Source organism: Pseudomonas sp. JUb42, from assembly GCF_024807945.1.
Lineage (GTDB): Bacteria > Pseudomonadota > Gammaproteobacteria > Pseudomonadales > Pseudomonadaceae > Aquipseudomonas.
In genome coordinates, this window is record NZ_JANUFD010000014.1 from 203,528 (window position 1) to 227,129 (window position 23,602).

A 23,602-nucleotide genomic window follows, 5' to 3' on the forward strand; every position below is an offset into this window, starting at 1 on the left:
AATACCTTTGCTCAGTCGCGAAGATCGGCTTGGCGTTCGACCGGATCGATCAATACGGCTTTTTGCTGGCGCACCAGCAGATCGAGGATTTCCCCCTGACGCTCTCCCAGTACACCGTTGAAGCTGATGCCGCTGGCCTTGACCGGGGCTTTCATCGACACCTTGTACAGCTCCACGCTCAGGGGCGAGTCGATGGACAGGGGGCCGGAGCCATTGCCGGCCAGTTCACCGCCGACCACGATCAGCGAGACTTCGGCGTCGAAGGGGTCCAGGGCGATGTCGCGGTCGGTGTCGCTGAGGTCCTTGATGTGGCCGAACACGCCCATCAGGCCGTTGCCCATGGCGATGTTCTCGTAGAGGCGCACGTTGACGCTGTTGCGCACGCGGATGCCGTGGCGGCGGTTGGCGATGACGCGGTTGCCGTAGAGCAAGTTGTCCGCGCTTTCGTACAGGGTGATGCCGTCGGTGTGGTTCTGGTAGATCTCGTTGTAGGCCACCAGGTTGTTCACACTGTTACGGTCGATCACCAGGCCCGAAAGGTGGTTGTCATAGCTCTTGTTGCCGAAGATGAAGCTGTCGTTCACTTCCCGGGAAATGATGATGCCGTGCTTTTTCTTTGTCCCGTGGACAATGTTGTTGGCGATGATCAGGCCGTGGGAACGGTCGTGAGGGTCGATGCCATAGACGATGTTGTCCTTGTAGGTATTGCCCTTGACCACCACGTCCCGGGCTTCATAGCAGTAGAAGCCGTACCACATGTCGCTGAACTCGGAGCCGATGATCCAGCCGGTCGGTTGCGGGCGCTTGAGCACCTTGGCCATGTTCGGCGTGTACTGGGAAATACTCACCCCGTAGGACTTGCTGTTGGCGTAACCGAAACTGGCCATCTTGCTGTTGATGATGTAGGTATCGGTGCCGCCCCAGGCCAGCAGGAATGGGCGGAATTCCTTGGGCGAACGGAAGCTCGCCGGGCCGTTGTCAGCCTCGCGCCAGCCGGTGACCTTGGTGTCCCGAATAAACATCTGGCCATCGTTGATCAGGAACGAACCGCCTTCCTGAGACAGGCGCAGCTCCTGGGTCTTGCCGTCGATTTCGAAGATGCCTTTACGCCCGACCACGATCGGGATCCGCGCCAGGAACACGCCCGGCGAGGTCTCGCTGAAGTATTTCTTCGGCAGGGTCTTGGTCAGGTCGCGCAGATTGACATAGCCGTCCTCGATGAAGATTGCCTGGGGAATGCCGTGCTGACGACGGACAAATTCGGCCAGCTTGTTATCGCCACCGACGAATTCCTTGAGGGCGTCTTCCATCATGAAACGGGTGACCCGCACCTTGCCCGGCTTGCTGCGCACGATCTTCGCGGCAGCCGCTTCGGCGGTGTAGCCGGACAGGTCCGGCGGCACCGGCTTGGCCAGCGCTAAGGGTTCGACGGGCGGGCTGCTGATGGTATAGGTCTTGGCCTGTTGCAGCTCCTTGACCACTTTGTCGGTGGCACCGCTAACGGGGGCATTGGCCAGGGCCGTACCGCCTGCCAGCAACAGTGCGCCGCCGAGCAGGGTGCAGGGCCAGAGCCTGCGGCTTGCTTGACTGTTCATCTCATTGCACCCTCTGCGAAATTAGTCGGATTAACTCGGCCCACAAGTCGTCTCCTGTGCGCGTTCATCAGAAGCGCCAGATCACGTCGATAAACGCGCGGTGCATGTAGCTGTCCACACCACTGCCGTAGGCATCACCGGGCTTGAACACGCCGCCACGAAAGCGCACCAGGGCCGAAGGTTCGTCGATGGACTGGCTCAGGGCCGCCGGCAGCAGGCCTTGCTTGAAGTACTTGGTGACCACCAGGTCCATTTCCTGACCCAGGTCTTTCTTGCCATCGACCAGCGGCAGTGAGGTGCTCGATTCCAGGCCGGTCAGCGGGTCGGTGTTGTTGTCCACCGCATCGATGCCGGTGCCGGTGACCGGCTTGTTGCCGTCGACGCGCCAGAACTTGTGGTAGACCAGGCTGGCGTCGTATTCGTCGCGCAGTTCCCAGGAGCCGAACAGGGTCGCCGACTGCATATTGTTCATGCTGCCGCGAAAGGCTTCGCCGAAGCGGTGCACGCGCGAGCGAGTGCCGGTAAAGGCCGAGCGGTTACTCTCCAGGCCGTTCTGTTCGTATTCGCCGCTGGCCCGGGCGTAGGCCGCGCCGACCTGCCATTGCGGATCGAGGCGCAGACGCAGGCCAAGGTCGGTGGCCCAACCGTTGACATCGTCGCTGCTTTTCTGCCCGGCGACGCGGACGCCGTTCTGGTCCAGCGGGCTGATGCTGTGCCTGGAGCCGCTGAGGCCGGTGACGCTGCCCCAGTAGTTGATCGTATTGGTGTTGTTGTGGTTGTAGGCGTCGCTGTTGACGTCCAGGCCGAGCCAGGTCATGTCGCCGTTCTCGGTCTTGTCCAGAGAATCGACCTCGGTGCTGCCGGTCTTCAGGTGGCCGTCGTCATGGGTATGGTGCGCGCGCAGGCCGATCCATTGGCCGGGCATCCACTGGGCGTAGATATCGCCGTATACATGCAGGCGATCCTTGTCCTGGGGCGCCAGTTCGGTGAGATCGGTGCGGTATTCGCTGAAGCGTTCGGCAGCACCCAGATGGGCGCGCAACAGGGTGGTGTCGAAGTCCCAGTTCAGTGCCTCGATATTGGTGTCGCGCCACTGGCCGTCGTCGTTGCGCAGGCGCTGGCGACCGAACTTGAGAATCTCGCCGGGGTAGGGCGTGAAGCCGCTGTAGCCGACCCAGAATTCACGCAGGGCCAGGTAGCTCTTGTCGGGCTTGCGCTTGTCGGCGGAGCTGTCGTCTTGCTGGCTGCCATCGGCGGACTGGCGCAGGGTATCGGTTTCGACGATATCGGTGGCGGTCACGGCCTGGCCCATGGCGTAGGCGCTCCAGTTACCGTTCTCGAAGTAAGCCCATGGACGCAGGTCCAGGCCCAGACCGTTGACGTCGCCGCCGTCACGGGTGCCGAGGTCGCGGTCGTCTTCGGACTGCGCGGTGGCTTTGATTTCAATGCCGAAGTTCTTGTCTTCGGTCAGGGCCGCCAGCGTCGGGCAGGCCCACAGCAGGGTAAAGCCCAGGCCAAGCCCGGCTGCCATCAAGGGGTTCAACTTCATAGTGCATCCTCGCCGTCTTGTTTTTGCAGGGCCTGCATCACCAGTGTGTTGTTCTGGTTGGCGGTGGCGCCCCGTACCTGTTGCTCTTGTTGCAGCAGCCGTTGGGCGACTGCGAGCTTGTCAGGCGGCAATTGTTCGCTGAGTTGCTGGGCCAGATCCTTGGCTTCGGGAGTGTCTTGCTTGAGCGCCAATTGGCCGAAGACCCAGGCGTTGACTGGATCAGGCTTGGTGCCCTTGCCCTGGGAAAACAGCTGGGCGAGGGCGAAATCGGCGCTGTTCTGGCCGCCGCGTGCGGCCTTGAGCAGTTCGTCGGTGGCCTTCTGTGGGTAGACATCGCCCAGGTAGCCACGGCGATAGATCTGCCCCAGGTAGTAATGGGCGGCCAGTTCGGTATTGGCTGCTTTCTTCAGGTGTTCTTCGGACTTGGCCGGATCAGCCGGAACCAGCTTGCCCTCGTAGTAGAGCTTGCCCAGCAGCAGTTCGGCGCGGGGCTGGTCGGCGGCGCGGCCGTTGTCCAGGTATTCCATCATCTTGTTGACGTCGCCAAGGTCCGGGAAGTCGTAGAGCAGCTTGGCCAGGGTGACCCAGGAAACCGGGTAGCCCGGCGCGACTTTTTCCAGCAGCGCCTGGGCGGTTTTCTCGTCCGGCTTGCCGATTTCCGGATCAGCCAGGACGCGCGCTACGCCATCGACCCGTGCCGGATCGACGACGCCGATGCGGTAGGCGTCCTGCAACTGATCGAGCAGGGCGGCCAGTTTGTCTTTGTCGGCTTCGCCGCGCTTCTGGTAGACGGTGGCCAGCTCGATGTAGCAGATATCGGTGCTGGCCAGCAGCGGCTTGCAGATATTTTCGACGTCAGCCAGATGCTGATCGTAGGTGCCCTGGGTGCGATACAGCAGCACCTGGGCCAGACCGGCCTCGGGATAGCCAGCCTTGCGCCATTGATCGATCTTCTGCTGCGCGTTGACCTGGGGGAAAGTCTGCGGATATTGCAGATAGAGCATGGCCAGCGGCAGGACCGAGCCGGTCTCGCCATTGTTGATCGACTTCTGCAGCAAACCTTCGGCTTCACGTTGCTCGGCCGCAGTGGCGCCGGGCTTGGTGGCCAACAGGCGACCCAGACGCGATTGCGCACGCACTGAGGTCTCGGCGGCGGCACGGTAGGTCGCCTCGGCCAGTTTCATTTGTGCCGGGTCACGGCTTTCGACCTGGATATCGGCCAGCCCGACTTGGGCGTCGCTGTAGCCCAGGTCAGCCAGTTGCCGGTAGTTCTGCTCGGCCAGAGCGGTATCGCCGTGCTTGAGGGCTTCATTGGCCAGGCGCTGGTCAGGCAGACCGGCGCAGCCGCTGATGCCGATGGCTACAGCAATGCTCAACAGCGCGGGAGTCGACAAGTGTCGCAACGGGCCAGTCATGGTCAGAGACCCGCGGCCATGGCTTTATCGATGATCCAGCTCAGGGACGGGCCCCGATCGCTGGTCACTTCAACCGGCTTGCCAGCGTAGCGGCTGTCCAGCGCTTCGTCCGGCTGGATTTGCACGCGGATGTCAGTGGACAGGTCGGTCGCGGCCAGGTTGGTGCTGCTGGTGATCACACCGCTGCGGGTTTCGCTTTCACCGGCAATCTGGAAGTTCACCCGGGTGCCCGGCATGACGTTGCCGAACTGGCGATAGCTGAAGCGCGCATCAATGGTGGCGGCGGTGTGGCGCGGCACCAGTTGGAAGATCACCTGGCCCTTGGCAGCGTACTGACCGTTGGCGACCAACTGGCGGGCCACGGTGCAATCACATGGGCTGGTCAGGGTGCCGCTGAGTTTGCGACCGAACAGTTCTTCGACCTTGGCCGGTTGCAGCAGGGCGTCATCGAGATGGCCCTGAAGCATTTCCAGCATGTTGGTGCTGAACGAAGCCAGTGGCGCGTCCTTGGTCACTACGCCATCGGCGCCGACCAGGCTTTGCACGGTGCCTTCGCGAGGCATGGTTACGTCCATGCCCGGCACGCTGACCACACCGGCTTCGGCGTGGCTGACGAAGTACAGGCCGTAGACCGTCTTGAAGATGAAGCCGAACGCCACCAGACCGATGACAAACACACCGAGGCTGAAGGTCACGGCGCGAATGCGGCCGAGCACGCTCATGCCGTTGCCGTCACCCTTGATCTTGCGCGCCTTGGTGAAGTTGTCGCGCTGCAAGGTGGCGAGCACTTCGCCCATGCTGACGATATCGCCGCTCAGGTGCGAGGTGATCAGGTGGCGCAGGGTGGCGATGTCCTGGGCTTCCAGATGCTGGAACTGGCAGCCGACCCGGCCGCTGGCGGCGTCATAGGAGCGCACTTGCAGCTCGACATCCATGGCCAGGCCGAGGTTGTCGATGAGGAACTGCAGACGCCCCTTGATCACGTCACCGACGGTTGGCCGCTGGCTGGCGGGAGCGATATAGCTCAGGCCACCGGCAGACAAGTCTTCGATACGCACCAGTGGCGCGTTGGGTTGCCCGTTGAGCAGGCGCAGCTTGGCGGGAATCTTGACCCGTGCATGTTGGCGCTGGGCTTCGGATTCATGGACGACGTTCACATTCACGGCTGTATTCATGACGATAGTTCCTGATTAAACGGTTGATCCATGGGGGCCTGTCAGACCATTGTCAGCAGCACGGCAACGAAGATGCTGCCCGCGGAAAAGGTCATGGTTCGCGACGACCAGGTGTTGAACCAACCCTGGAAACTGGCCATGTCGCGACTGAGCTTGGTGTCCTGGCGAGTCCAGGACTGGCGGTCAAGACGGAAGAACACGTAGATCTTCATCAGGGCGCCGACGATCTGGTTGTAATAGAGAATCACCGGGTAGGCCGGGCCGATGCTGTGCCCGCTGCACGACAGCAGCAGGGTGAGGACCAGGCGGGTAATGCCGATCCACAGCAGGTACATCAGCAAAAAGGTCACGCCGTATTTGAAGCTGGCGATCAGGGCCACGGTCAGGCCGAGGATCGACGTCCACATGGATACGCGCTGGTCGAACAGCACTACGCTGGTGAACACGCCGAGGCGATTGACACCCAGGCCCAGGGCTCGGGAGTTCTGCCGCAGGTTGTTGCCGTACCAGCGGTACATCAGTTTGCGGCTGGCCTTGAGGAAGCTCTTTTCCGGTGGGTGTTCAACGGTATTGATTGCGGCATCCGGCACGTAGAAGGTGTCGTAGCCCAGGCGCATCAGGCTGAACCAGCTGGATTTGTCGTCGCCGGTGAGGAACTTGAAAGTGCCCAGGCGCCAGTGGTGCAGCGAATCGCTTTCGACGTCGGCGATGAACTCGGGGTCGGTGACTACCGTGGCGCGAAATACCGACATGCGCCCGGTCATTGTCAGCACGCGCTTGGACAGGGCCATGGAGCACATGTTGATGTGGCGCTGGGCGAAACGCAGCTTGTGCCACTCGCTCATGATGTAGCCGCCGCGCACTTCACAGAACTCGTTGGTGGTCAGGCCGCCGACATTACCGAACAACTGGAACCACGGCACGGTCTTGCGCACCACGCCTTCGCTGAGCACGGTGTCGCCGTCGATCACCGCTACCACTGCGCGCTCGTCCGGCAGGTGGCGGGAGATGGCGCGGAAACCGAAGGCCAGGCCATCGCGTTTGCCGGTGCCGGCGATGCGCACGAAGTCCAGGGTCACGCGAGCCGGCGGATTCATCCGCGCCCACAGGGCCTTGACCAATAGTTCGTCAGACATCTCCACCAGGGAGCAGACCACCGTGGTCGGGTAGCCGCATTCGATCGCTTCGCGGATCACCGAGCTGTACACCTGAGCAGTGGTAAGGGCGTCGATGCGAAAACTGGTGACCATCAGAAAAACATGGGACGGGTCTGCCGCTTTGCCCAGCTTGCGCACTTTGCGGCGCAGGTGCGGGTAGACCACGTAGAGAAACAGCATGCCGCGCAGAAAGTGCGTAATGCCCATCGAGTAGCGCCAGATACCCACGGCGCCAATCAGGAAAATGAAGTTCTTGGACTGCGAATCAAAGATGCTCGTCGGCAAGGCCAGGGCCAGGGCCATCAAGAAACTGAGGTAAAACAGCCAACCTGCGGCCTGTAGGAGGCCATGCTTTAGCCTTTGCATAATCTGCATCCGTCTCGTCGTTAAGCGGTGTTGGAACATGTGGGAGCGGCTTGTGGGAGCGGATTCATCCGCGAAGAGACCGATACATCCGGCGCTGCTTCGTAGCCTGAAATACTGCATTCGCGAATGAATTCGCTCCCACAACCTTCGCTCCCACAAGGGCTCCCGTCATTGGAAGCCCAGGAGCGTTACCAGCAAATCCCTTCGGACTGGCCGCTTTCGCCGGTGGTCTTGGTCATGAAGCCCACCAGGTCGACGACGTGCTTGCCGGCCGGTGCCTTGTCCGCCAGAGCACGGAAGCGCTCGTCACGGTTGCCGAGGATGATCACGTCGGAGTCGTTGATCACCTGATCGAAATCAGAGTTGAGCAGCGAGGAAACGTGAGGGATCTTCGACTCGATGTAGTCCTTGTTGGCACCGTGGACGCGGGCGTATTCGACGTTGCTGTCGAAGATGCTCAGGTCGAAACCCTTGCCGATCAGCATCTCGGCCAGCTCCACCAGCGGGCTCTCGCGCAGGTCGTCAGTACCGGCCTTGAAACTCAGGCCGAGCAGGGCGACTTTGCGGGTGTCGTGGCTGGCGACGATGTCGAAGGCGTTCTGTACCTGGGAGACGTTGCTGCGCATCAGCGAGTTGAGCAGTGGCGCTTCCACGTCCAGGCTGCTGGCGCGGTAGGTCAGGGCGCGCACGTCTTTTGGCAGGCAGGAGCCGCCGAAAGCGAAGCCGGGACGCATGTAGTACTGGGACAGGTTCAACTGTTTGTCCTGGCAGACCACTTCCATCACTTCGCGACCGTCGACACCCACCGCTTTGGCGATGTTGCCGATCTCGTTGGCGAAGGTGACCTTGGTCGCATGCCAGACGTTGCAGGTGTACTTGATCATCTCGGCAACGGCGATGTCCTTGCGGATGATCGGCGCGTCGAGTTCTTCGTAAAGGGCCTGCAGCACGTCGCCGGACGCTTTGTCGAACTCGCCGATAACGGTCATTGGCGGATGGTCGTAGTCTTTGATCGCGGTGCTTTCGCGCAGGAACTCAGGGTTCACCGCAACACCGAAATCGACACCTGCCTTCTTGCCGGAGCAGTCTTCGAGGATAGGGATTACCACGTTGGCGACAGTGCCCGGCAGTACGGTACTGCGCACCACGATGGTGTGGCGGGAAGTCTTGTCACGCAGGACAAAACCGATTTCGCGGCAGACGGACTCGATGAAATCCAGTTCCAGATCGCCGTTCTTCTTGCTTGGCGTGCCGACGCAGATCATCGACACATCAGTGGCACGGATGGCCTCGGAAAAGTCCGTGGTGCCGCGCAGTCGGCCGGTCTTGATGCCCTTTTCGAGCAACTCGCCCAGGCCCGGTTCGACGATGGGCGACTTGCCCTGGTTGATAAGGTCAATCTTGGCGCTGGAGATATCCACACCGACTACATCATGACCTCGCGCTGACAGGCAACCGGCACATACTGCACCGACGTAGCCCAAACCAAAGATGCTGATACGCATCGTCTTTCTCCTCGATTTCACGCCATAAGTTGGCTGGATAAGTTGTATTGACCAGCAGTTAACGCGCACTCGAAAGTTCAACGGATTAAGGCCGAAGAATCGAACGCAGGCAGGATTAATAATGAGTGCCTATTAACTTAGGCAACCTCGAACCGCAGTAGCGATGAGTGGCAAGTAGCTCGTGTCCGACGGGCACGGGATCTTGCTCTGATGAAGTGGTGAGCCACTCCCTGTGGGCGGATGCACACGAATCCTCAATCACAACCCTGAGCCAGAGCCCACGGCCTGATGCGCCTGAGTGATCGTTTGCCAGCACTTCGGTGGTGCTGTGCCCGTCTTACTCCAACTAATGTAGGGTGCTGCTTCTCCCGATACATGGGCTCTGGCGGTTAAGCCAGAAGTTCCTCTTGGAACTTCCTGATTTTCTCGGTGTGATGTAAGTGATCTCTCACGTCACAGACGATAATTGTTACGGGATGTAGGAGCGTGTGCCATTTGGATAAGTTCCGGGCCACTCGTCCTCTTTTTGAGAATCGGGCGGAAATGGGAGAAATGTGACGGTAGTCGCAATTTGATGGCAACTTGTGTTTCGCCCTTAGTTCATGGGTAGTTGCGCGAGGGGGATGTTTTTGTGCCACTACTGCAAATGAGCAAAATGCCAGCAGCGAAAAAAAGTTGTTATTTTTTTGAGAATGCCAAGTTGGCTAACTGCCTGACAATTTAATGCCGTCAATAAGTCGTCATTCTGGGCCTTTGAAGACTGGCCTTTGAAGCCGGGCGAGGCAGCGCTGTCGCAGGGCAAACATGGGATCACTGTGGGATCGGCTTTAGCCGGGAAGAGCTGGTGCGATAAACGCGGCCTTGTAGGAGGCGGGCTTGCCCGCGAAAAACGATAACGCGACGTATGTGACCCCACCGCAGCGACCGGTTCGCGGGCAAGCCTCGCTCCAACGAATGTGGTTTGGTCTGTAGGAGCTACCGAAGGCTGCGAATGGACCGATCAGATACACCGTTTCGCAGCCTTCGGCAGCTCCTGCAGCAATCGCATTTCAATTCACGCGTTTGCGGTGTGTTCGACTATTGCTCGGGGCTGTCACGCAGAAACACCAGCTTGTCCGGGCTCGATTGTTCGCTGCTGTAGCGATAACCCTGCACGTCGAACTGCTTCAGGGCGGCCGGATCGTTGATGCGCTCGCTGATGACGAAGCGGCTCATCATGCCTCGGGCTTTCTTGGCATAGAAGCTGATGATCTTGTACTGGCCGTTCTTCAGGTCCTTGAACTCGGTGTCGATGATCCGCGCCTTGAGGGCCGAACGCTTGACCGCCGAAAAGTATTCAGTGGAGGCCAGGTTCAGCAGCAGGTCATCACCTTGATCAGCCAGGGCCTGGTTCAACCATTCGCTGATGCGCGTGCCCCAGAAGGCGTACAGGTCCTTGCCCCGGGCGTTGGCCAGGCGGGTGCCCATTTCCAGGCGGTAGGGCTGCATCAGGTCCAGCGGGCGCAGCAGGCCGTAGAGGCCCGAGAGCATGCGCAGATGACCCTGTGCATAGCTGAGTTGATCGTCATTCAGGGTTTCGGCTTGCAGGCCGGTGTAGACATCGCCCTTGAATGCCAGCAGCGCCTGCTTGGCGTTGTCCGGGGTGAAGGCGGGGGTCCAGCTGCCGAAGCGCGCGGCGTTCAGGCCCGCCAGCTTGTCCGACAGGTGCATCAGCTCGCTGATCTGCGCCGGGCTCAATTCGCGCAACTGCGTGATCAGTTCCTGAGAGTGGTCCAGATATTGCGGTTGGGTGAAACGCGTCGTGGTGGGCGGTGTTTCGAAATCGAGGGTCTTGGCTGGGGAAATCACCATCAGCATAACGTCGTCTCCTTTAATCGTCGGGGGATTCTAGGGACTTGAACGCTATGACTCCAGCTATGGCGACGATAGTCTTGACTCGATCACAGCTCGCCCGGCTTTGTATCAGCCACGACATCAGGTGTGGCATCGGGATCGGCTATAGTGCCGGGCTGGTTCAAACAGGTTTGTCTAAGGATGAGAGCAGTGGCTTTGCGGATCTTGATAGCAGTGTGCACCGGAGTCTTCTGGCTCAATGCCCAGGCAGCGTTGCCGCCGCCGGCGACCATGGACCGCAGTGTCTGGCCCGAGCAATTGACCACAGAGCAATTGTTCGATGTCGCCTCGCGCGCGGAAATCCTTGCGTTCGCCCATGCCCTGTATCTCAGCGAAGGCCTCGACGAAGAGGGCCTCAAGGCGCGCCTGGGCTTGCGTTCAATCAATATGCAGTCGATCAACCTGGTGCGTAACCGCCTATGGACGCGCCTGCTGGAGAACTATCAGTTTGCCCAGAAGAGCTGCGAACAGGATGCCTCTTTCTGCGTGCTGGCCGATGAAATGGACCAGTTGCGCGAGCGCGCCGCCGAGTACCAGATCGCCGATGACTCCTTCTATGCCAGCTGGGCCAAGCCGAGCGATGCCTTTCACACCCGCTATCTGAACGAATTGCTGCGCATGGCGGCACTGTTCCCCCAGACCAGCAGCGAGATCGAGCGTTACAACTCCGATGAGCTGAGTGGCGATGAAATGCCTGATCGCACTTTCATGCTCAATTTCGACAGCGGCCCGACGGCGGTGGACGGTGGCACCGACTGGCTGGCCGACTTCATGCGTCAGCAGAAACTTACCGCGACCTTCAATGTGCTCGGCAAAAGCCTGCAGGATCGTCTGGAAGACAGCTCGGCGGCCAAGTTGCAGGATCTCTACCGCCTGCAATGCGTCGGTATTCAGGGCTGGGAGTATCGTTCCCACAGCCAATGGGTTGACTGGCAAAACTCGGTTGCGCGCAGTGCCGCACTGGTTCAGCAGCTATTGCCCGACAACTACGTGCCGCTGTTCCGACCGCCCTACGGGCATCGTCGGGCCGACAGCGCAGAGTTTTTCCGCTCCCAGGATCTGCGGGTTTCATTGTGGAGCATCGACTCCCAAGACCTGAATCCGCGCATCACGCCCCAACAGAGTGCCGAGCGCGTACTGACCCTGATGCTGCTCTGGCGCCGTGGCACCATCATGTTTCATGACACCGGCAGTAAAGCCCAGGATGCATTGCCCTGGCTGCTGCTCAATACCGGACAAAGCGGCGTGCAGTGGCAGGACTGTCGTCAGATACCGGAAAGGCCCGTGGAATAAGGGCTGGAGAAGGTTTTAAGCGGAGTGCGTAGGAAGATTCCTACGTGATTTTGCCTGGAGCGGACTTCCGACTGTAAACGTGCACGGCGCCCCCGCCAAGGGCTATTCGTCATACTGTGAAATAAACTTCAAAAAACTGTCAAAGAGCTTTTTTCTGTCATCTGTTTTGCGGTATTACGAAGACAGACCGCCGAACCCTGCAACACAGGTGGCGTCTTCCCGGACTCCATTTTGAGCATTTCTCTCCTGCCTGAAGGAGAGAGCCTCGGCGGCCTTTTCGTGGCGCAGTATGTTGGCTCTGCGCCGCCTGGCTTCTATAAAGGTGAGCGAGTATGGATGATCACGGACGCACCCCTTCCTCTAACCAGCCAATCCTTTACGTGCTCGATACCAACGTATTGATTCATGATCCAAACGCACTGCTGAACTTCGAAGAACACCACGTCGCCATCCCGATGACGGTCCTTGAGGAGCTCGACAAACTCAAGGCAGGCAAGCATTCGGTGGCTGCGGAATGCCGTCAGGCCATCCGCCTGATCGACAAGACCCTGGGCGAAGCCACACCGGAGGATGTTGAAAAAGGCGTACCGATTGATCGCGGCACCGGCGTGTTCAAGGGCTTTCTGTCGATCCTCATGAGCAAGCGCGAGGAACCCAACAGCCTGCTGCCCGAACACCTCAACGACAACATCATCATCAACCAGTTGATCGACCTGCACGCGCGCGACAAGGACCTGCGCCTGGTGCTGGTGACCAAAGACATCAATATGCGCCTCAAGGCGCGTGCCTGCGGGATCGCCGCCGAAGACTACAGCACCGACCAGCTGGTCGATGATGTGTCGATGCTGTCCCGTGGCTACCACACATTGACCGGCTCGTTCTGGGACCGGGTCAGCAAGGTCGAGACCCGTCAGGATCACGGCCGCACCTGGCACCGTGTGCAGATGAGCGATGCGCTGCCTTCCGTGCATATCAACGAGTTCATCGTTGACGAGCAGGGCTTTGTCGGCTGGATCAAAGGCGTCAAGGCCGATGAACTGCTGATTCTGGACATGCATCAGGAACCGCTGCTGCATCAGGAAGCCTGGGGCCTCAAGCCTCGCGACATCTATCAGGGCCTGGCGCTGTTCGCCCTGCTTGATCCCGATATCCACCTGGTCAACCTGTCCGGCGCTGCGGGCTCCGGCAAGACCATTCTCGCCCTGGCCGCTGCCATCGAGCAGACCATGGTCAGCAAACGCTATCGCCGCATCATCGCTACCCGCAGCGTGCAGGGGTTGGACCAGGAGATCGGTTTCCTGCCCGGCACCGAAGCAGAAAAAATGGAGCCGTGGTTGGGCGCCATCACCGACAACCTCGAAGCCTTGCACATGGATGACGAAAACACCCATGGCAGCGTTGATTACATCCTCAGCAAAGTGCCCTTGCAGTTCAAATCCCTTAACTACATTCGCGGTCGCAGCTTCCAGCAGAGCCTGATCCTCATCGACGAATGCCAGAACCTCACCCCGCACCAGATGAAAACCATCATCACCCGCGCCGGCGCCGGTTCCAAAGTGGTCTGCCTGGGTAACCTGGCGCAGATCGATACGCCTTACCTGTCGGCCACCAGTTCCGGCCTGACCTACCTCACGGAGCGCTTCAAGGACTTCCCCAACGGCGTGCATATCACCCTGCAGGGTGTGCCGCGCTCGATCCTGGCTGAATATGCGGAGTCGCATTTGTAACGCCTTGCAGAAAACCCACTGAAAACGGGGAGCGGATCTATCGCCGATAGAATCGCTCCCCGCTCTGCTTTTGCCCCGACGCTTGACAGTTACTCCCGCCTTTGATTAACCACCTGCATATCGATTCGAAGGGCAAATCGCCTGGGCCTGGTATTTTTGGCCGTGTCCGGATCGGTATTCAACATGGACGATTTTCAAATCAAGGGATGTCACTGATGGAATACATTGTTAACGGTAATTTTCTAGCCAACGAACCCGGTAACCCATTCCCGGGATGGCGGGTGTTTCCCTCTGTCGAGCGGGTAATGGATGTCGGGCCGGGGGTAGAGAGTCGCAACTTCGCCAGCTTTGGCCTGGACGAGGATGGCGACGGTGAATTCGCTGGGGGCGGCAGACTGGTGCAGAATTTCCAGATGTTGCAACGGCCCGCCACTATTGAGCTTTCCATGGATATACGTGTGAGGGACGGTTCTGGCGAGGCTGAGGGGGACGTGCAAGTCATCCTGATGCTACAGAACTCCAGTGAGACGCCGGTGTTCCACACCTTTATCGTCAAGGAGTTTGCGCAATGGCAAACCGTCCGCTTGCCGCTCAATCTTGCCGGTCGCTATGACCACGGTGCCGTGGAATTGCTGGTCCTGCACAGCTGCAAGAAGCAGATTTCGCTGAGGAAGGTTTCCCTCGTCGATACCACTGGCGGTGAGCTGACGGGGGCCGTGAAGCGCATCTGACAATCGCGCATATTGCCAGCGCCTCGGGGCTTAGCGGCCCCGGGGTGCTTTCCCATGATCTGGCCACCGCGTAGCGCCAGGCCACAGTGCCCTCCATTAGGTTTACAATTGCTGCTCCTGTTCAGGAGTATCTCCGTGCTGACTCATCTCGATTCCCAAGGTCGCGCCAATATGGTCGACGTCACCGACAAGGCCGTGACGTTCCGTGAAGCCGTGGCCGAAGCCCGCGTACGCATGCTGCCGGCAACCCTGCAAATGATCGTCAGTGGCGGCCACCCCAAGGGTGATGTGTTCGCCGTGGCGCGCATTGCCGGGATTCAGGCGGCGAAGAAAACCAGTGACCTGATCCCCTTGTGCCATCCGCTGATGCTGACCAGCGTCAAGGTCGAACTCAGCGCTGAAGGCCAAGACACCGTGCATATCGTTGCCCGCTGCAAGTTATCCGGCCAGACCGGTGTGGAAATGGAGGCCCTGACCGCCGCCAGCGTCGCTGCACTGACGATCTACGACATGTGCAAGGCCGTTGACCGGGGCATGGTGATCGAGGCCGTACGCCTGCTGGAGAAGCTGGGCGGCAAGAGCGGGCACTTCGTTGCCGACGCTGAAGGACAGACCCCATGAACATACAAGTGCTGTATTTCGCCCGTTATCGCGAAGTCCTGGGCCTGGATGGCGAGCGGGTCGATGGCGAGTTCTCCACCATCGATGACCTGCGCGCCCATTTGGCCAGGCGTGGCGATGTCTGGCAGGTGCTGACCGAGCAAAACCTGATGTGTGCCCTTAGTGAGGAGCTGTGCTCGGTAAACAAGCCGTTGCAGGACGGCGATCAAGTGGCGTTTTTTCCTACCGTGACCGGAGGCTAAGCCATGGCGATCAGGGTTCAGGCGACGGCGTTCGATCCGGGGGCCGAGGTCAATGCCATGCATGCGGCCAATGTCGGTGTTGGTGCGGTGGTGAGTTTTGTCGGCTATGTGCGTGATTTCAACGATGGACGGGACGTGGCGGGGATGTTCCTCGAGCATTATCCCGGCATGACCGAAAAGGCCCTGGGCAAGATTGCCGTCGAGGCTGAACAACGCTGGCCGCTGCTCAAGCTGGAGGTGCTGCATCGGGTCGGCGCCCTCGAGCCGGGTGAGCCCATCGTCTTCGTCGGTGTTGCCAGTGCTCATCGCCAGGCCGCATTCGAGGCCTGTGATTTCGTCATGGACTATTTGAAGACCCGTGCACCGTTCTGGAAGAAGGAAACCACTTCAGAAGGACCGCGCTGGGTGGAAGGGCGGGACAGTGATCATGCGGCGGCGGGGCGGTGGCATAAAGCCTGATTATTGAAAGGCCCCCGTGGTAGCTGATTGTGGGAGCGAATGTTGTGGGAGCGAATTCATTCGCGAAGAGGCCGGTACATCCGACGTATTTGCATCGTCTGAGATGCCGCCTTCGCGAATGAATTCGCTCCCACAAATGCATCGATGTACGCCAGGTCTCCCGGCTGAAGCCGGTCCTATAGGATCATGCGGTGTTCAGGGTTGCTTACGCACCACCGCCCGCAATAACTCCATCGGCGGCATTTCGCAACTGATCTTGCGGCCCAGCTTCTCTTCGATCGCGGGCAACTGATACGAATCGTCTTCCCCGGCAAAGCTGATCGACACACCGTCGGCCCCGGCGCGTCCGGTACGGCCGATACGGTGTACGTAGTCGTCCGGCACTTCTGGCAGGGTGAAGTTGATGACGTGGCTGATGCCGTCAATGTGAATCCCGCGGCCAGCCACATCGGTGGCAACCAGTACGCGGATCTTGCCTTCGCGGAAACCTTCCAGGGTCTTGATGCGCTTGTGCTGCGGCACGTCGCCGGACAGCTGCGCGGCGTTGACGCCATCACGTACCAGGCGCTCTTCAATGCGACGCACTTCGTCCTTGCGGTTGGCAAAGACCATGACCCGTTCCCAGCCGTTGTCGGTGACCAGGTTATAAAGCAGCTTGTACTTGTCCGCCGAGGCCACGGCATAGATATGCTGCTCGACGTTATCGGCGGCGACGTTTTCGGATTCGATCTCGACGATAGATGGCTCGGTGGTCCATTGCTTGGCCAGGTTCATAACATCTTCGGTAAAGGTCGCAGAGAACAGAAGGGTCTGGCGCTCGCCCTTGTGCGGAGTCTGACGAATGATCTGACGGACTTGCGGGATGAAGCCCATGTCGAGCATGCGGTCGGCTTCGTCGAGGACCATGACTTCGACCATGTCCAGATGCACTTCGCCGCGCTGGTTGAAGTCCAGCAGACGGCCCGGCGTGGCGACGAGGATGTCGCAATGACGCGCTTCGAGCTGCTTGAGCTGCTTGTCGAAGTCCATGCCGCCAACGAAGGTCATGACGTTCAGGTCGGTGTACTTGGTCAGGTCGGCCGCGTCCTTGGCGATCTGGACCACCAGTTCGCGGGTCGGGGCGATGATCAGCGCGCGGGGCTCACCCATGTAGCGCTCTTTCGGCGGCGGGGTCTGGGTCAGCTGGGAAATGATCGAAATCAGGAATGCGGCGGTCTTGCCGGTGCCAGTCTGGGCACGGCCGATGGCGTCCTTACCCTTGAGGGTGAAGCCCAGTACGCCTGCCTGGATCGGCGTACAGTACGGGAAGCCCAAGTCCTGAATCGCATGCATCAATTCCGGAGCCAGGTCGAAATCGTGGAAGCGGGTCTTGCCTTGCTGTGGCTCGACAACGAAATCTTCGAGTTTCCATGGCACAACCACCGGCTTGGGCGCGCGTTCGCGACGCGGGCGTGGGGCTTTGGGTTGGGCTTTTTCGCCGGCGTCTTGCTCGATCTGGTCGGCTTGCGGCGCGGCAACCGCAGCAGGCGCGCTGTCTACGGCGACAACCTGGGGCTGCACGAAAGGTTCGGCTGGGGCGGCGGGAGCGGTAACAGAGGGGGCAGGCACAGGGGCGAGCGACTCGACCTCGCTTTTACCGAACATCTTTTTAAGTGCTTTAAGCACGGTCATCTCATCAATTGATTAAGGAATGTACGTCGGGCAGTGTAAAGCAAGAACCGTGCGCGGCGTAGTGGCATGCCGCGTGCGCTACAGAACGTTTCTGCCCGATGCGTTTAAAGACGTTACCCGAGTCGTTGAGCGAGCCAGGTTCCAATGTCGGAGATTTCCTCGGGTAACACTTCGTGGCCCATTGGGTATTCCTGCCATGCGGCGGTTACGCCCAGAGCCGTGAGTGTGTCGTAGGCGGTGCGGCCCATGGCCTTTTGCACCACATCATCATATTGACCATGCAAGCTGTAGACCGGAATGCGGCTCTGAATGTCTGTCAGGGTCAGGTGTTCGCTGAAGGTCGGGGCATAGGTCGATAGTGCCAATACGCCACCAAGCGGGCCCTGCCAGCGCAGGAACGCCGTGTGATAAACCACGGCGCCGCCCTGGGAAAAACCTGCCAGAAAAATCCGCGCCGGGTCGATACCGCCGTCGCGCTGGGCTTCGATCAAAGCGATCACCCGCTGCGCCGATGCTTCCATCTGTTCCTTATTAATAGAACGGGCCGGACTCATGGCCAGAATGTCGTACCAGCTGGGCATGGCATACCCGCCATTGATGGTCACGGCCTGGGTCGGCGCCTGGGGCAAAACGAAGCGTGTGGTCAGCAGTTTTTCCTGCAGCGCTTCAGCGACCGGCAGGAAGTCATATCGGTCAGCGCCCAGGCCGTGCAGCCAGATTACGCAGGCATCCGGCGTGTCCACGGGTTCAAGAATGAGGGATTCGTGCATGATTGCTCCAATGAGGTGCGCGGCAAAATTTCAGATGCATTATTAAGGTGCGCAATCAAATGAAATTCGGCAACGAATTGAAAGAAATTTGAATCAAGATGTCGCAAGGTTACAAGTTTTAGACTTGACGTGTCGCCTATTCGACATTGCTGGCAGTCTGGTACGGGCTTTGCTATGCATCATTCGAGTCAAAGTGCTCTGCTTGTGCGGTAACACTGAGCAACTACTCTCAGTGTCTGTGCGGCGCGGCATGGAATCCATACGACAGGATTCCCGGCACGGTTCGGCCTGTACCATCTTGGTCAGGTACATCATGGGGTTTGATCCATTTGACCGATTGACGGGTCGGGAACAGGGTTGACGAGATGATCTTGCGCCCGGTTCCAGATTCAGGTCTTACGTCGCATGACCCAAAAAAAAGCCAGCACGGGTCATCAGTGCCTCACAAGGGTGCGACGGGGCTCAAGCTCCAACACAACAAAGAGCAAACTGGAGGTTTGAATGAAGATGTTGAAATCCACCCTGGCTGTAGTCACCACGGCAGCAGTGCTGGGTGTTTCGGGTTTCGCGCACGCAGGTGCCACCCTTGACGCAGTCATGAAGAAGGGTTTTGTCCAGTGCGGCGTCAGTGATGGCCTGCCAGGTTTCTCCGTTCCAGACAGCACCGGCAAGATCGTAGGGATCGACGCCGACGTCTGCCGCGCTGTTGCTGCCGCTGTCTTCGGTGATGCTACCAAGGTCAAGTTCAGCCAGTTGAACGCCAAAGAGCGTTTCACCGCTCTGCAATCCGGCGAAATCGACATCCTGTCGCGTAACACCACCTGGACCAGCTCCCGTGACGCTGGCATGGGTCTGAAATTCCCTGGCTTCGTCACCTACTTCGACGGCGTAGGTTTCCTGGCCAACAAGAAACTGGGCGTGAAAAGTGCCAAGGAACTGGACGGTGCGACCATCTGCATCCAGGCCGGTACCACTACCGAGCTGAACGTTTCCGACTACTTCCGTGCCAACAACCTGAAGTACACCCCGATCACGTTCGACACCTCCGATGAAAGCGCCAAGTCGCTGGAATCCGGTCGTTGCGACGTACTGACCTCCGACAAGTCGCAGCTGTACGCACAGCGCAGCAAACTGGCTTCGCCAAAAGACTACGTCGTTCTGCCTGAAACCATCTCCAAGGAGCCTCTGGCACCTGTAGTGCGTAACGGCGATGACGAGTGGCTGGCTATCGTGCGCTGGACTGGCTACGCACTGCTGAACACTGAAGAAGCCGGCATCACTTCGAAAAACGTCGAAGCCGAAGCCAAAGGCACCAAGAATCCGGACGTAGCCCGTATGCTCGGCGCTGACGGCGAATACGGCAAAGACCTGAAACTGCCGAAAGGCTGGGTTGTAGCCATCGTCAAGCAAGTCGGTAACTACGGCGAGATCTTCGAGAAGAACCTGGGCAAAAGCACCCCGCTCGAAATCGAACGTGGCATGAACGCTCTGTGGACCAATGGCGGCATTCAATACGCACCACCAGTGCGCTGATTGAACTGTGCCCGCAAGCCCCGTCAGGCTTGCGGGCATTTTTGTTCCATTTTTCCTGGGGCACTCCATGCAAAAGCAAATCGGCGCACCAACGAAGGGTTTTTCCCTGACTGATCCAAAAGTGCGTGCCTGGTTATTCCAGATCATCACGGTTGTCGCGGTAATCGCGATGGGCTGGTATCTGTTCAGTAACACCCAGACCAACCTGCAACATCGGGGTATTACCTCCGGCTTCGGTTTCCTTGATCGAAGTGCCGGTTTCGGTATCGCCCAGCATTTGATCGACTACACCGAATCCGACAGCTACGCCCGCGTATTTGTCATCGGCCTGCTCAACACCCTGCTGGTGACGTTCATCGGCGTGATCCTGGCGACCCTGCTGGGTTTCGTCATTGGTGTCGCGCGGCTGTCCAACAACTGGATCATCAACAAACTGGCGACGGTTTACGTTGAAGTCTTCCGTAACATTCCGCCTCTGTTGCAGATCCTGTTCTGGTACTTCGCTGTGTTCCTGACCCTGCCGGGTCCGCGTAATGCCCATGGTTTCCTGGACATGTTCTATGTCAGCAGCCGTGGCCTGAACATGCCGGCCGCTTTGAAGGCTGACGGGTTCTGGGCATTCTGGGTCAGCATCGTTGTGGCCATTGTCGCCATCGTGCTGATGGCCAAGTGGGCCAACAAGCGTTTCGATGAAACCGGCGTACCTTTTCACAAGTTCTGGGCCGGTCTCGGTCTGTTCATTGTGATCCCGGCCTTGAGCATGCTGATCTTCGGCGTGCCGGTGCATTGGGAGATGCCGGAGCTCAAGGGCTTCAACTTCGTCGGTGGCTGGGTAATGATCCCGGAACTGCTGGCCTTGACCCTGGCGCTGACGGTTTATACCGCTGCGTTCATCTCCGAGATCGTGCGTTCAGGTATCAAATCGGTCAGCCATGGCCAGACCGAAGCTGCCCGTTCCCTGGGTCTGCGTCCTGGTCCTACGCTGCGCAAGGTGATCATTCCCCAGGCGCTGCGGGTGATCATTCCGCCACTGACCAGCCAATACCTCAACCTGGCGAAGAACTCCTCGCTGGCAGCCGGTATCGGTTATCCGGAAATGGTTTCGCTGTTTGCCGGTACCGTTCTCAACCAGACCGGTCAGGCGATTGAAGTCATTGCCATCACCATGAGCGTGTACCTGGCGATCAGTATCAGCATTTCCCTGCTGATGAACTGGTACAACAAGCGCATTGCGCTGATCGAGCGGTGAGGAAGAGCGCATGAGTACACATATTTTCAAACCCAACATGCCGCCACCGAGCAAAGTCTTCGGGCCGGTGGCATGGATGCGCCAGAACCTGTTCTCGAACTGGATCAACACCCTGTTGACCCTGTTCGCGATCTACCTGGTCTGGCTGATTATCCCGCCGCTGCTGAGCTGGACGATCTTCGACGCCAACTGGGTCGGCACCACGCGCGCCGACTGCACCAAGGCCGGTGCCTGCTGGGTGTTCGTTGAACAGCGCTTCGGCCAGTTCATGTACGGCTACTATCCGGCTGACCTGCGCTGGAGGGTTGACCTGACCGTCATTCTGGCCATCGTTGGCGTTGCACCGCTGTTTATCTCCCGGTTCCCGCGCAAGGCTGTTTATGGCCTGAGCTTCCTGGTGATTTACCCGATCATTGCCTTCTGCCTGTTGCACGGCGATGTCTTCGGCATGGCTGCCGTGGCGACCAGCCAGTGGGGCGGCCTGATGCTGACCCTGGTTATCGCTACCGTCGGTATTGCCGGTGCCTTGCCATTGGGTGTCGTGCTGGCCCTGGGTCGTCGCTCGAACATGCCAGCGGTGAAAGTGGTCTGCGTGACCTTCATCGAGTTCTGGCGCGGTGTGCCGTTGATCACCGTGTTGTTCATGTCTTCGGTGATGCTGCCGTTGTTCCTGCCTGAAGGCATGAGCTTCGACAAATTGCTGCGCGCCCTGATCGGCGTGATCCTGTTCCAGTCGGCCTATGTCGCCGAAGTGGTACGGGGCGGCATGCAGGCGATTCCCAAAGGGCAATACGAAGCCGCGTCCGCCATGGGCCTGGGTTACTGGCGCAGCATGGGCCTGGTGATCCTGCCTCAGGCGCTCAAGCTGGTTATCCCCGGGATCGTCAACACGATCATCGCCCTGTTCAAAGATACAAGCCTGGTGATCATCATCGGGTTGTTCGATCTGCTCAACAGCGTCAAGCAAGCGGCCGCCGACCCGAAATGGCTCGGTATGGCCACAGAAGGCTACGTCTTCGCGGCCCTGGTGTTCTGGATCTTCTGTTTCGGCATGTCCCGCTACTCCATGCATCTGGAGCGCAAGCTGGACACCGGCCACAAGCATTAGGAGTTTTGTGATGAGTGAAGCTATCGTTAAGCCCCTGGGCGCTGAAGGCATGATCCGGATGGAGGGCGTACACAAGTGGTACGGCCAGTTCCATGTGTTGAAAGACATCAACCTGAACGTGCGTCAGGGCGAGCGTATCGTCCTGTGCGGCCCGTCGGGTTCGGGCAAGTCGACCACTATTCGCTGCCTCAACCGTCTGGAAGAGCACCAGCAGGGCAAGATCATTGTCGACGGCACCGAGCTGACTTCGGACCTGAAGCAGATCGAAACCATCCGCCGCGAAGTCGGCATGGTGTTCCAGCACTTCAACCTGTTCCCGCACCTGACCATCCTGCAGAACTGCACGCTGGCACCGATGTGGGTGCGCAAGATGCCCAAGGCCAAGGCCGAGGAAATCGCCATGCACTACCTGGAGCGCGTACGCATTCCAGAACAGGCGCATAAATTCCCGGGCCAGCTCTCCGGCGGTCAGCAACAGCGTGTGGCGATTGCCCGTGCGCTGTGCATGAAGCCGAAGATCATGCTGTTCGACGAGCCGACTTCGGCACTCGACCCGGAAATGGTTAAAGAGGTTCTGGACACCATGGTCGGCCTCGCGGAAGAAGGCATGACCATGCTCTGCGTAACCCACGAAATGGGCTTTGCCCGCACCGTGGCCAATCGCGTGATCTTCATGGACAAGGGCGAGATCGTCGAACAAGCCGCGCCAAACGACTTCTTCGACAACCCGCAAAGCGACCGCACCCGTCTGTTCCTCAGCCAGATCCTGCATTGATCGGTTGAAGGCAGTACAAAAAAACCGGACCTTGGGGTCCGGTTTTTTTATGGCTGAATGTCAGATGATCACGCCTGCAGACTGCTCAGCGAGCTCTCTACATCATCACGGGCCACTTCAATGAAGTGCAGCACCGAAAACGCCATGTCTCGATCGCTGCCCTTGAGCTTGTCGGCGTGTTCATAGGCGACGACGGCGGCGTAGCGCAACATATCGGCGGCGTGGGTCATGCGGGTTGGGACGGTTGGATTGGACGGTGTATCAGACATCGTTGTGTACCTCTGTTGTTAATGAGGCCGCACTGATCGCGACTAAACGATGGGGGTGGCGGCTGTGCGCAGGTTAGTCGACCGGCCAACAGAAAAACCGGCGCACCCGAAGGCGCCCTACACACAGCCACCATCAAATACGACCGGCCGGAGATCGGCTGTCGGAATGACGAAGGCACTATGTGTCTGTTGGCGGGCGACTAAACCCAGTCACTGATATCAGCGACCGACGCAGCCTAGCCACCTGAATCAACAGGCACAAGCGCTCGGGATTCTCTCGGAAAGTTCGCCCCGAAGAAAGAGACAGGTCCTACGAATTTGTTGCGGGCGATGCTCGGGGGGAATCCCGCCCCGTCTACACGCCGCGTTGTCAAGCAGCAAACACCAACCGGAGCACGGAGCAAATCTAATGAAATGGTTCCCCCGGCTCGACTCCTGTGAACGGCTCTAGACTTTCACAGGAGTCACTATTCGGAGCATCGTCATGTCACACGTCACT

Annotated in this window: 20 protein-coding genes; 10 read left to right on the forward strand and 10 right to left on the reverse strand. The window is 59.2% G+C overall.

The annotated features are described in order from the left end of the window. Window positions 1-11 precede the first annotated feature (11 nt). The 7 genes from algG to yaaA all read right to left on the reverse strand — a co-directional run bounded on the left by algG (window position 12) and on the right by yaaA (window position 10,619). A complete protein-coding gene (algG, locus tag M2401_RS25590) occupies window positions 12-1,595 on the reverse strand; it encodes a mannuronan 5-epimerase AlgG (protein ID WP_259107394.1) in 1,584 nt (527 codons plus the stop codon). 67 nt (window positions 1,596-1,662) lie between these two features. Continuing rightward, the gene (locus M2401_RS25595) at window positions 1,663-3,144 is read right to left on the reverse strand and encodes an alginate export family protein (RefSeq protein WP_259107396.1); all 1,482 of its coding nucleotides are present in this window, start codon (window positions 3,142-3,144) and stop codon (window positions 1,663-1,665) included. Beyond that, window positions 3,141-4,559 (reverse strand): alginate biosynthesis TPR repeat lipoprotein AlgK, encoded by a 1,419-nt coding sequence (gene algK, locus M2401_RS25600; protein WP_259107398.1) that lies wholly within the window; start codon window positions 4,557-4,559, stop codon window positions 3,141-3,143. Before algK ends, M2401_RS25595 begins: the two co-directional genes overlap by 4 nt. 2 nt (window positions 4,560-4,561) lie before the next feature. Then, window positions 4,562-5,734: an alginate biosynthesis protein Alg44 gene (locus M2401_RS25605; RefSeq protein ID WP_259107411.1), complete on the reverse strand. Its 1,173-nt coding sequence runs from the start codon at window positions 5,732-5,734 to the stop codon at window positions 4,562-4,564. Between the two features lie 41 nt (window positions 5,735-5,775). After that, window positions 5,776-7,257, reverse strand: coding sequence for a mannuronan synthase (gene alg8 / locus M2401_RS25610; RefSeq protein ID WP_409033981.1), 1,482 nt, complete (start codon window positions 7,255-7,257; stop codon window positions 5,776-5,778). A 188-nt stretch (window positions 7,258-7,445) separates the two neighbouring features. Then, window positions 7,446-8,762 carry a nucleotide sugar dehydrogenase gene (locus M2401_RS25615; RefSeq protein WP_259107413.1) on the reverse strand — a complete coding sequence of 439 codons (1,317 nt, stop codon included), beginning with the start codon at window positions 8,760-8,762 and terminating at the stop codon, window positions 7,446-7,448. Between the two features lie 1,077 nt (window positions 8,763-9,839). Then, window positions 9,840-10,619, reverse strand: a complete 780-nt coding sequence (gene yaaA, locus M2401_RS25620; RefSeq protein ID WP_259107415.1) for a peroxide stress protein YaaA — start codon at window positions 10,617-10,619, stop codon at window positions 9,840-9,842. 192 nt (window positions 10,620-10,811) lie between these two features. Between yaaA and M2401_RS25625 the strand changes: the two genes are divergently transcribed. The 6 genes from M2401_RS25625 (at window position 10,812) to moaE (ending at window position 15,728) form a co-directional block, all read left to right on the forward strand. Continuing rightward, window positions 10,812-11,948, forward strand: coding sequence for a polysaccharide deacetylase family protein (locus M2401_RS25625; protein WP_409033983.1), 1,137 nt, complete (start codon window positions 10,812-10,814; stop codon window positions 11,946-11,948). A 332-nt stretch (window positions 11,949-12,280) separates the two neighbouring features. Continuing rightward, window positions 12,281-13,675: a PhoH family protein gene (locus M2401_RS25630; RefSeq protein WP_259107420.1), complete on the forward strand. Its 1,395-nt coding sequence runs from the start codon at window positions 12,281-12,283 to the stop codon at window positions 13,673-13,675. A 215-nt stretch (window positions 13,676-13,890) separates the two neighbouring features. Further along, a complete protein-coding gene (locus M2401_RS25635) occupies window positions 13,891-14,406 on the forward strand; it encodes a hypothetical protein (protein WP_259107422.1) in 516 nt (171 codons plus the stop codon). A gap of 135 nt (window positions 14,407-14,541) precedes the next feature. Further along, window positions 14,542-15,027 carry a cyclic pyranopterin monophosphate synthase MoaC gene (gene moaC, locus M2401_RS25640; RefSeq protein WP_259107424.1) on the forward strand — a complete coding sequence of 162 codons (486 nt, stop codon included), beginning with the start codon at window positions 14,542-14,544 and terminating at the stop codon, window positions 15,025-15,027. Continuing rightward, window positions 15,024-15,269: a MoaD/ThiS family protein gene (locus M2401_RS25645; RefSeq protein ID WP_259107426.1), complete on the forward strand. Its 246-nt coding sequence runs from the start codon at window positions 15,024-15,026 to the stop codon at window positions 15,267-15,269. The genes moaC and M2401_RS25645 overlap by 4 nt, the downstream gene beginning before the upstream one ends. Window positions 15,270-15,272: 3 nt before the next feature. Next, entirely contained in the window at window positions 15,273-15,728 is a 456-nt protein-coding gene (gene moaE, locus M2401_RS25650; protein ID WP_259107428.1) for a molybdopterin synthase catalytic subunit MoaE, read from the forward strand. 195 nt (window positions 15,729-15,923) lie between these two features. Here moaE and rhlB read toward each other — a convergent pair whose 3' ends face one another. After that, on the reverse strand, window positions 15,924-17,399 hold the full coding sequence (gene rhlB / locus M2401_RS25655) for an ATP-dependent RNA helicase RhlB (protein ID WP_259107438.1): 1,476 nt from the start codon (window positions 17,397-17,399) through the stop codon (window positions 15,924-15,926). Between the two features lie 113 nt (window positions 17,400-17,512). Next, complete coding sequence (locus M2401_RS25660; protein ID WP_259107441.1) at window positions 17,513-18,169, reverse strand: alpha/beta hydrolase; 657 nt, start codon at window positions 18,167-18,169, stop codon at window positions 17,513-17,515. A gap of 501 nt (window positions 18,170-18,670) precedes the next feature. On the opposite strand from M2401_RS25660, the gene M2401_RS25665 reads away from it, so the two are divergent. From M2401_RS25665 to M2401_RS25680, 4 genes are all read left to right on the forward strand, one after another. Continuing rightward, window positions 18,671-19,702 (forward strand): amino acid ABC transporter substrate-binding protein, encoded by a 1,032-nt coding sequence (locus tag M2401_RS25665; RefSeq protein WP_259107445.1) that lies wholly within the window; start codon window positions 18,671-18,673, stop codon window positions 19,700-19,702. Window positions 19,703-19,769: 67 nt separating this feature from the next. Then, complete coding sequence (locus M2401_RS25670; protein ID WP_259107448.1) at window positions 19,770-20,951, forward strand: amino acid ABC transporter permease; 1,182 nt, start codon at window positions 19,770-19,772, stop codon at window positions 20,949-20,951. Window positions 20,952-20,961: 10 nt separating this feature from the next. After that, entirely contained in the window at window positions 20,962-22,059 is a 1,098-nt protein-coding gene (locus tag M2401_RS25675; protein ID WP_259107451.1) for an amino acid ABC transporter permease, read from the forward strand. Between the two features lie 10 nt (window positions 22,060-22,069). Next, window positions 22,070-22,834 carry an amino acid ABC transporter ATP-binding protein gene (locus tag M2401_RS25680; protein WP_259107453.1) on the forward strand — a complete coding sequence of 255 codons (765 nt, stop codon included), beginning with the start codon at window positions 22,070-22,072 and terminating at the stop codon, window positions 22,832-22,834. A gap of 68 nt (window positions 22,835-22,902) precedes the next feature. Here the strand turns inward: M2401_RS25680 and M2401_RS25685 are convergent, their stop codons facing one another. Beyond that, window positions 22,903-23,103 (reverse strand): DUF6124 family protein, encoded by a 201-nt coding sequence (locus tag M2401_RS25685; protein WP_259107463.1) that lies wholly within the window; start codon window positions 23,101-23,103, stop codon window positions 22,903-22,905. Window positions 23,104-23,602 lie beyond the last annotated feature (499 nt).

Bases quoted from the DNA above. Each gene is read 5' to 3' on its own strand.
- rhlB (WP_259107438.1), bottom strand. From the start codon at position 17,399: ATGACCGTGCTTAAAGCACTTAAAAAGATGTTCGGTAAAAGCGAGGTC.
- M2401_RS25680 (WP_259107453.1), top strand. From the start codon at position 22,070: ATGAGTGAAGCTATCGTTAAGCCCCTGGGCGCTGAAGGCATGATCCGG.
- M2401_RS25670 (WP_259107448.1), top strand. From the start codon at position 19,770: ATGCAAAAGCAAATCGGCGCACCAACGAAGGGTTTTTCCCTGACTGAT.
- M2401_RS25615 (WP_259107413.1), bottom strand. From the start codon at position 8,762: ATGCGTATCAGCATCTTTGGTTTGGGCTACGTCGGTGCAGTATGTGCC.
- M2401_RS25675 (WP_259107451.1), top strand. From the start codon at position 20,962: ATGAGTACACATATTTTCAAACCCAACATGCCGCCACCGAGCAAAGTC.
- moaE (WP_259107428.1), top strand. From the start codon at position 15,273: ATGGCGATCAGGGTTCAGGCGACGGCGTTCGATCCGGGGGCCGAGGTC.
- yaaA (WP_259107415.1), bottom strand. From the start codon at position 10,619: ATGCTGATGGTGATTTCCCCAGCCAAGACCCTCGATTTCGAAACACCG.
- M2401_RS25645 (WP_259107426.1), top strand. From the start codon at position 15,024: ATGAACATACAAGTGCTGTATTTCGCCCGTTATCGCGAAGTCCTGGGC.
- alg8 (WP_409033981.1), bottom strand. From the start codon at position 7,257: ATGCAAAGGCTAAAGCATGGCCTCCTACAGGCCGCAGGTTGGCTGTTT.
- M2401_RS25660 (WP_259107441.1), bottom strand. From the start codon at position 18,169: ATGCACGAATCCCTCATTCTTGAACCCGTGGACACGCCGGATGCCTGC.
- M2401_RS25665 (WP_259107445.1), top strand. From the start codon at position 18,671: ATGAAGATGTTGAAATCCACCCTGGCTGTAGTCACCACGGCAGCAGTG.
- M2401_RS25685 (WP_259107463.1), bottom strand. From the start codon at position 23,103: ATGTCTGATACACCGTCCAATCCAACCGTCCCAACCCGCATGACCCAC.
- M2401_RS25595 (WP_259107396.1), bottom strand. From the start codon at position 3,144: ATGAAGTTGAACCCCTTGATGGCAGCCGGGCTTGGCCTGGGCTTTACC.
- algK (WP_259107398.1), bottom strand. From the start codon at position 4,559: ATGACTGGCCCGTTGCGACACTTGTCGACTCCCGCGCTGTTGAGCATT.
- algG (WP_259107394.1), bottom strand. From the start codon at position 1,595: ATGAACAGTCAAGCAAGCCGCAGGCTCTGGCCCTGCACCCTGCTCGGC.
- M2401_RS25605 (WP_259107411.1), bottom strand. From the start codon at position 5,734: ATGAATACAGCCGTGAATGTGAACGTCGTCCATGAATCCGAAGCCCAG.
- M2401_RS25635 (WP_259107422.1), top strand. From the start codon at position 13,891: ATGGAATACATTGTTAACGGTAATTTTCTAGCCAACGAACCCGGTAAC.
- M2401_RS25630 (WP_259107420.1), top strand. From the start codon at position 12,281: ATGGATGATCACGGACGCACCCCTTCCTCTAACCAGCCAATCCTTTAC.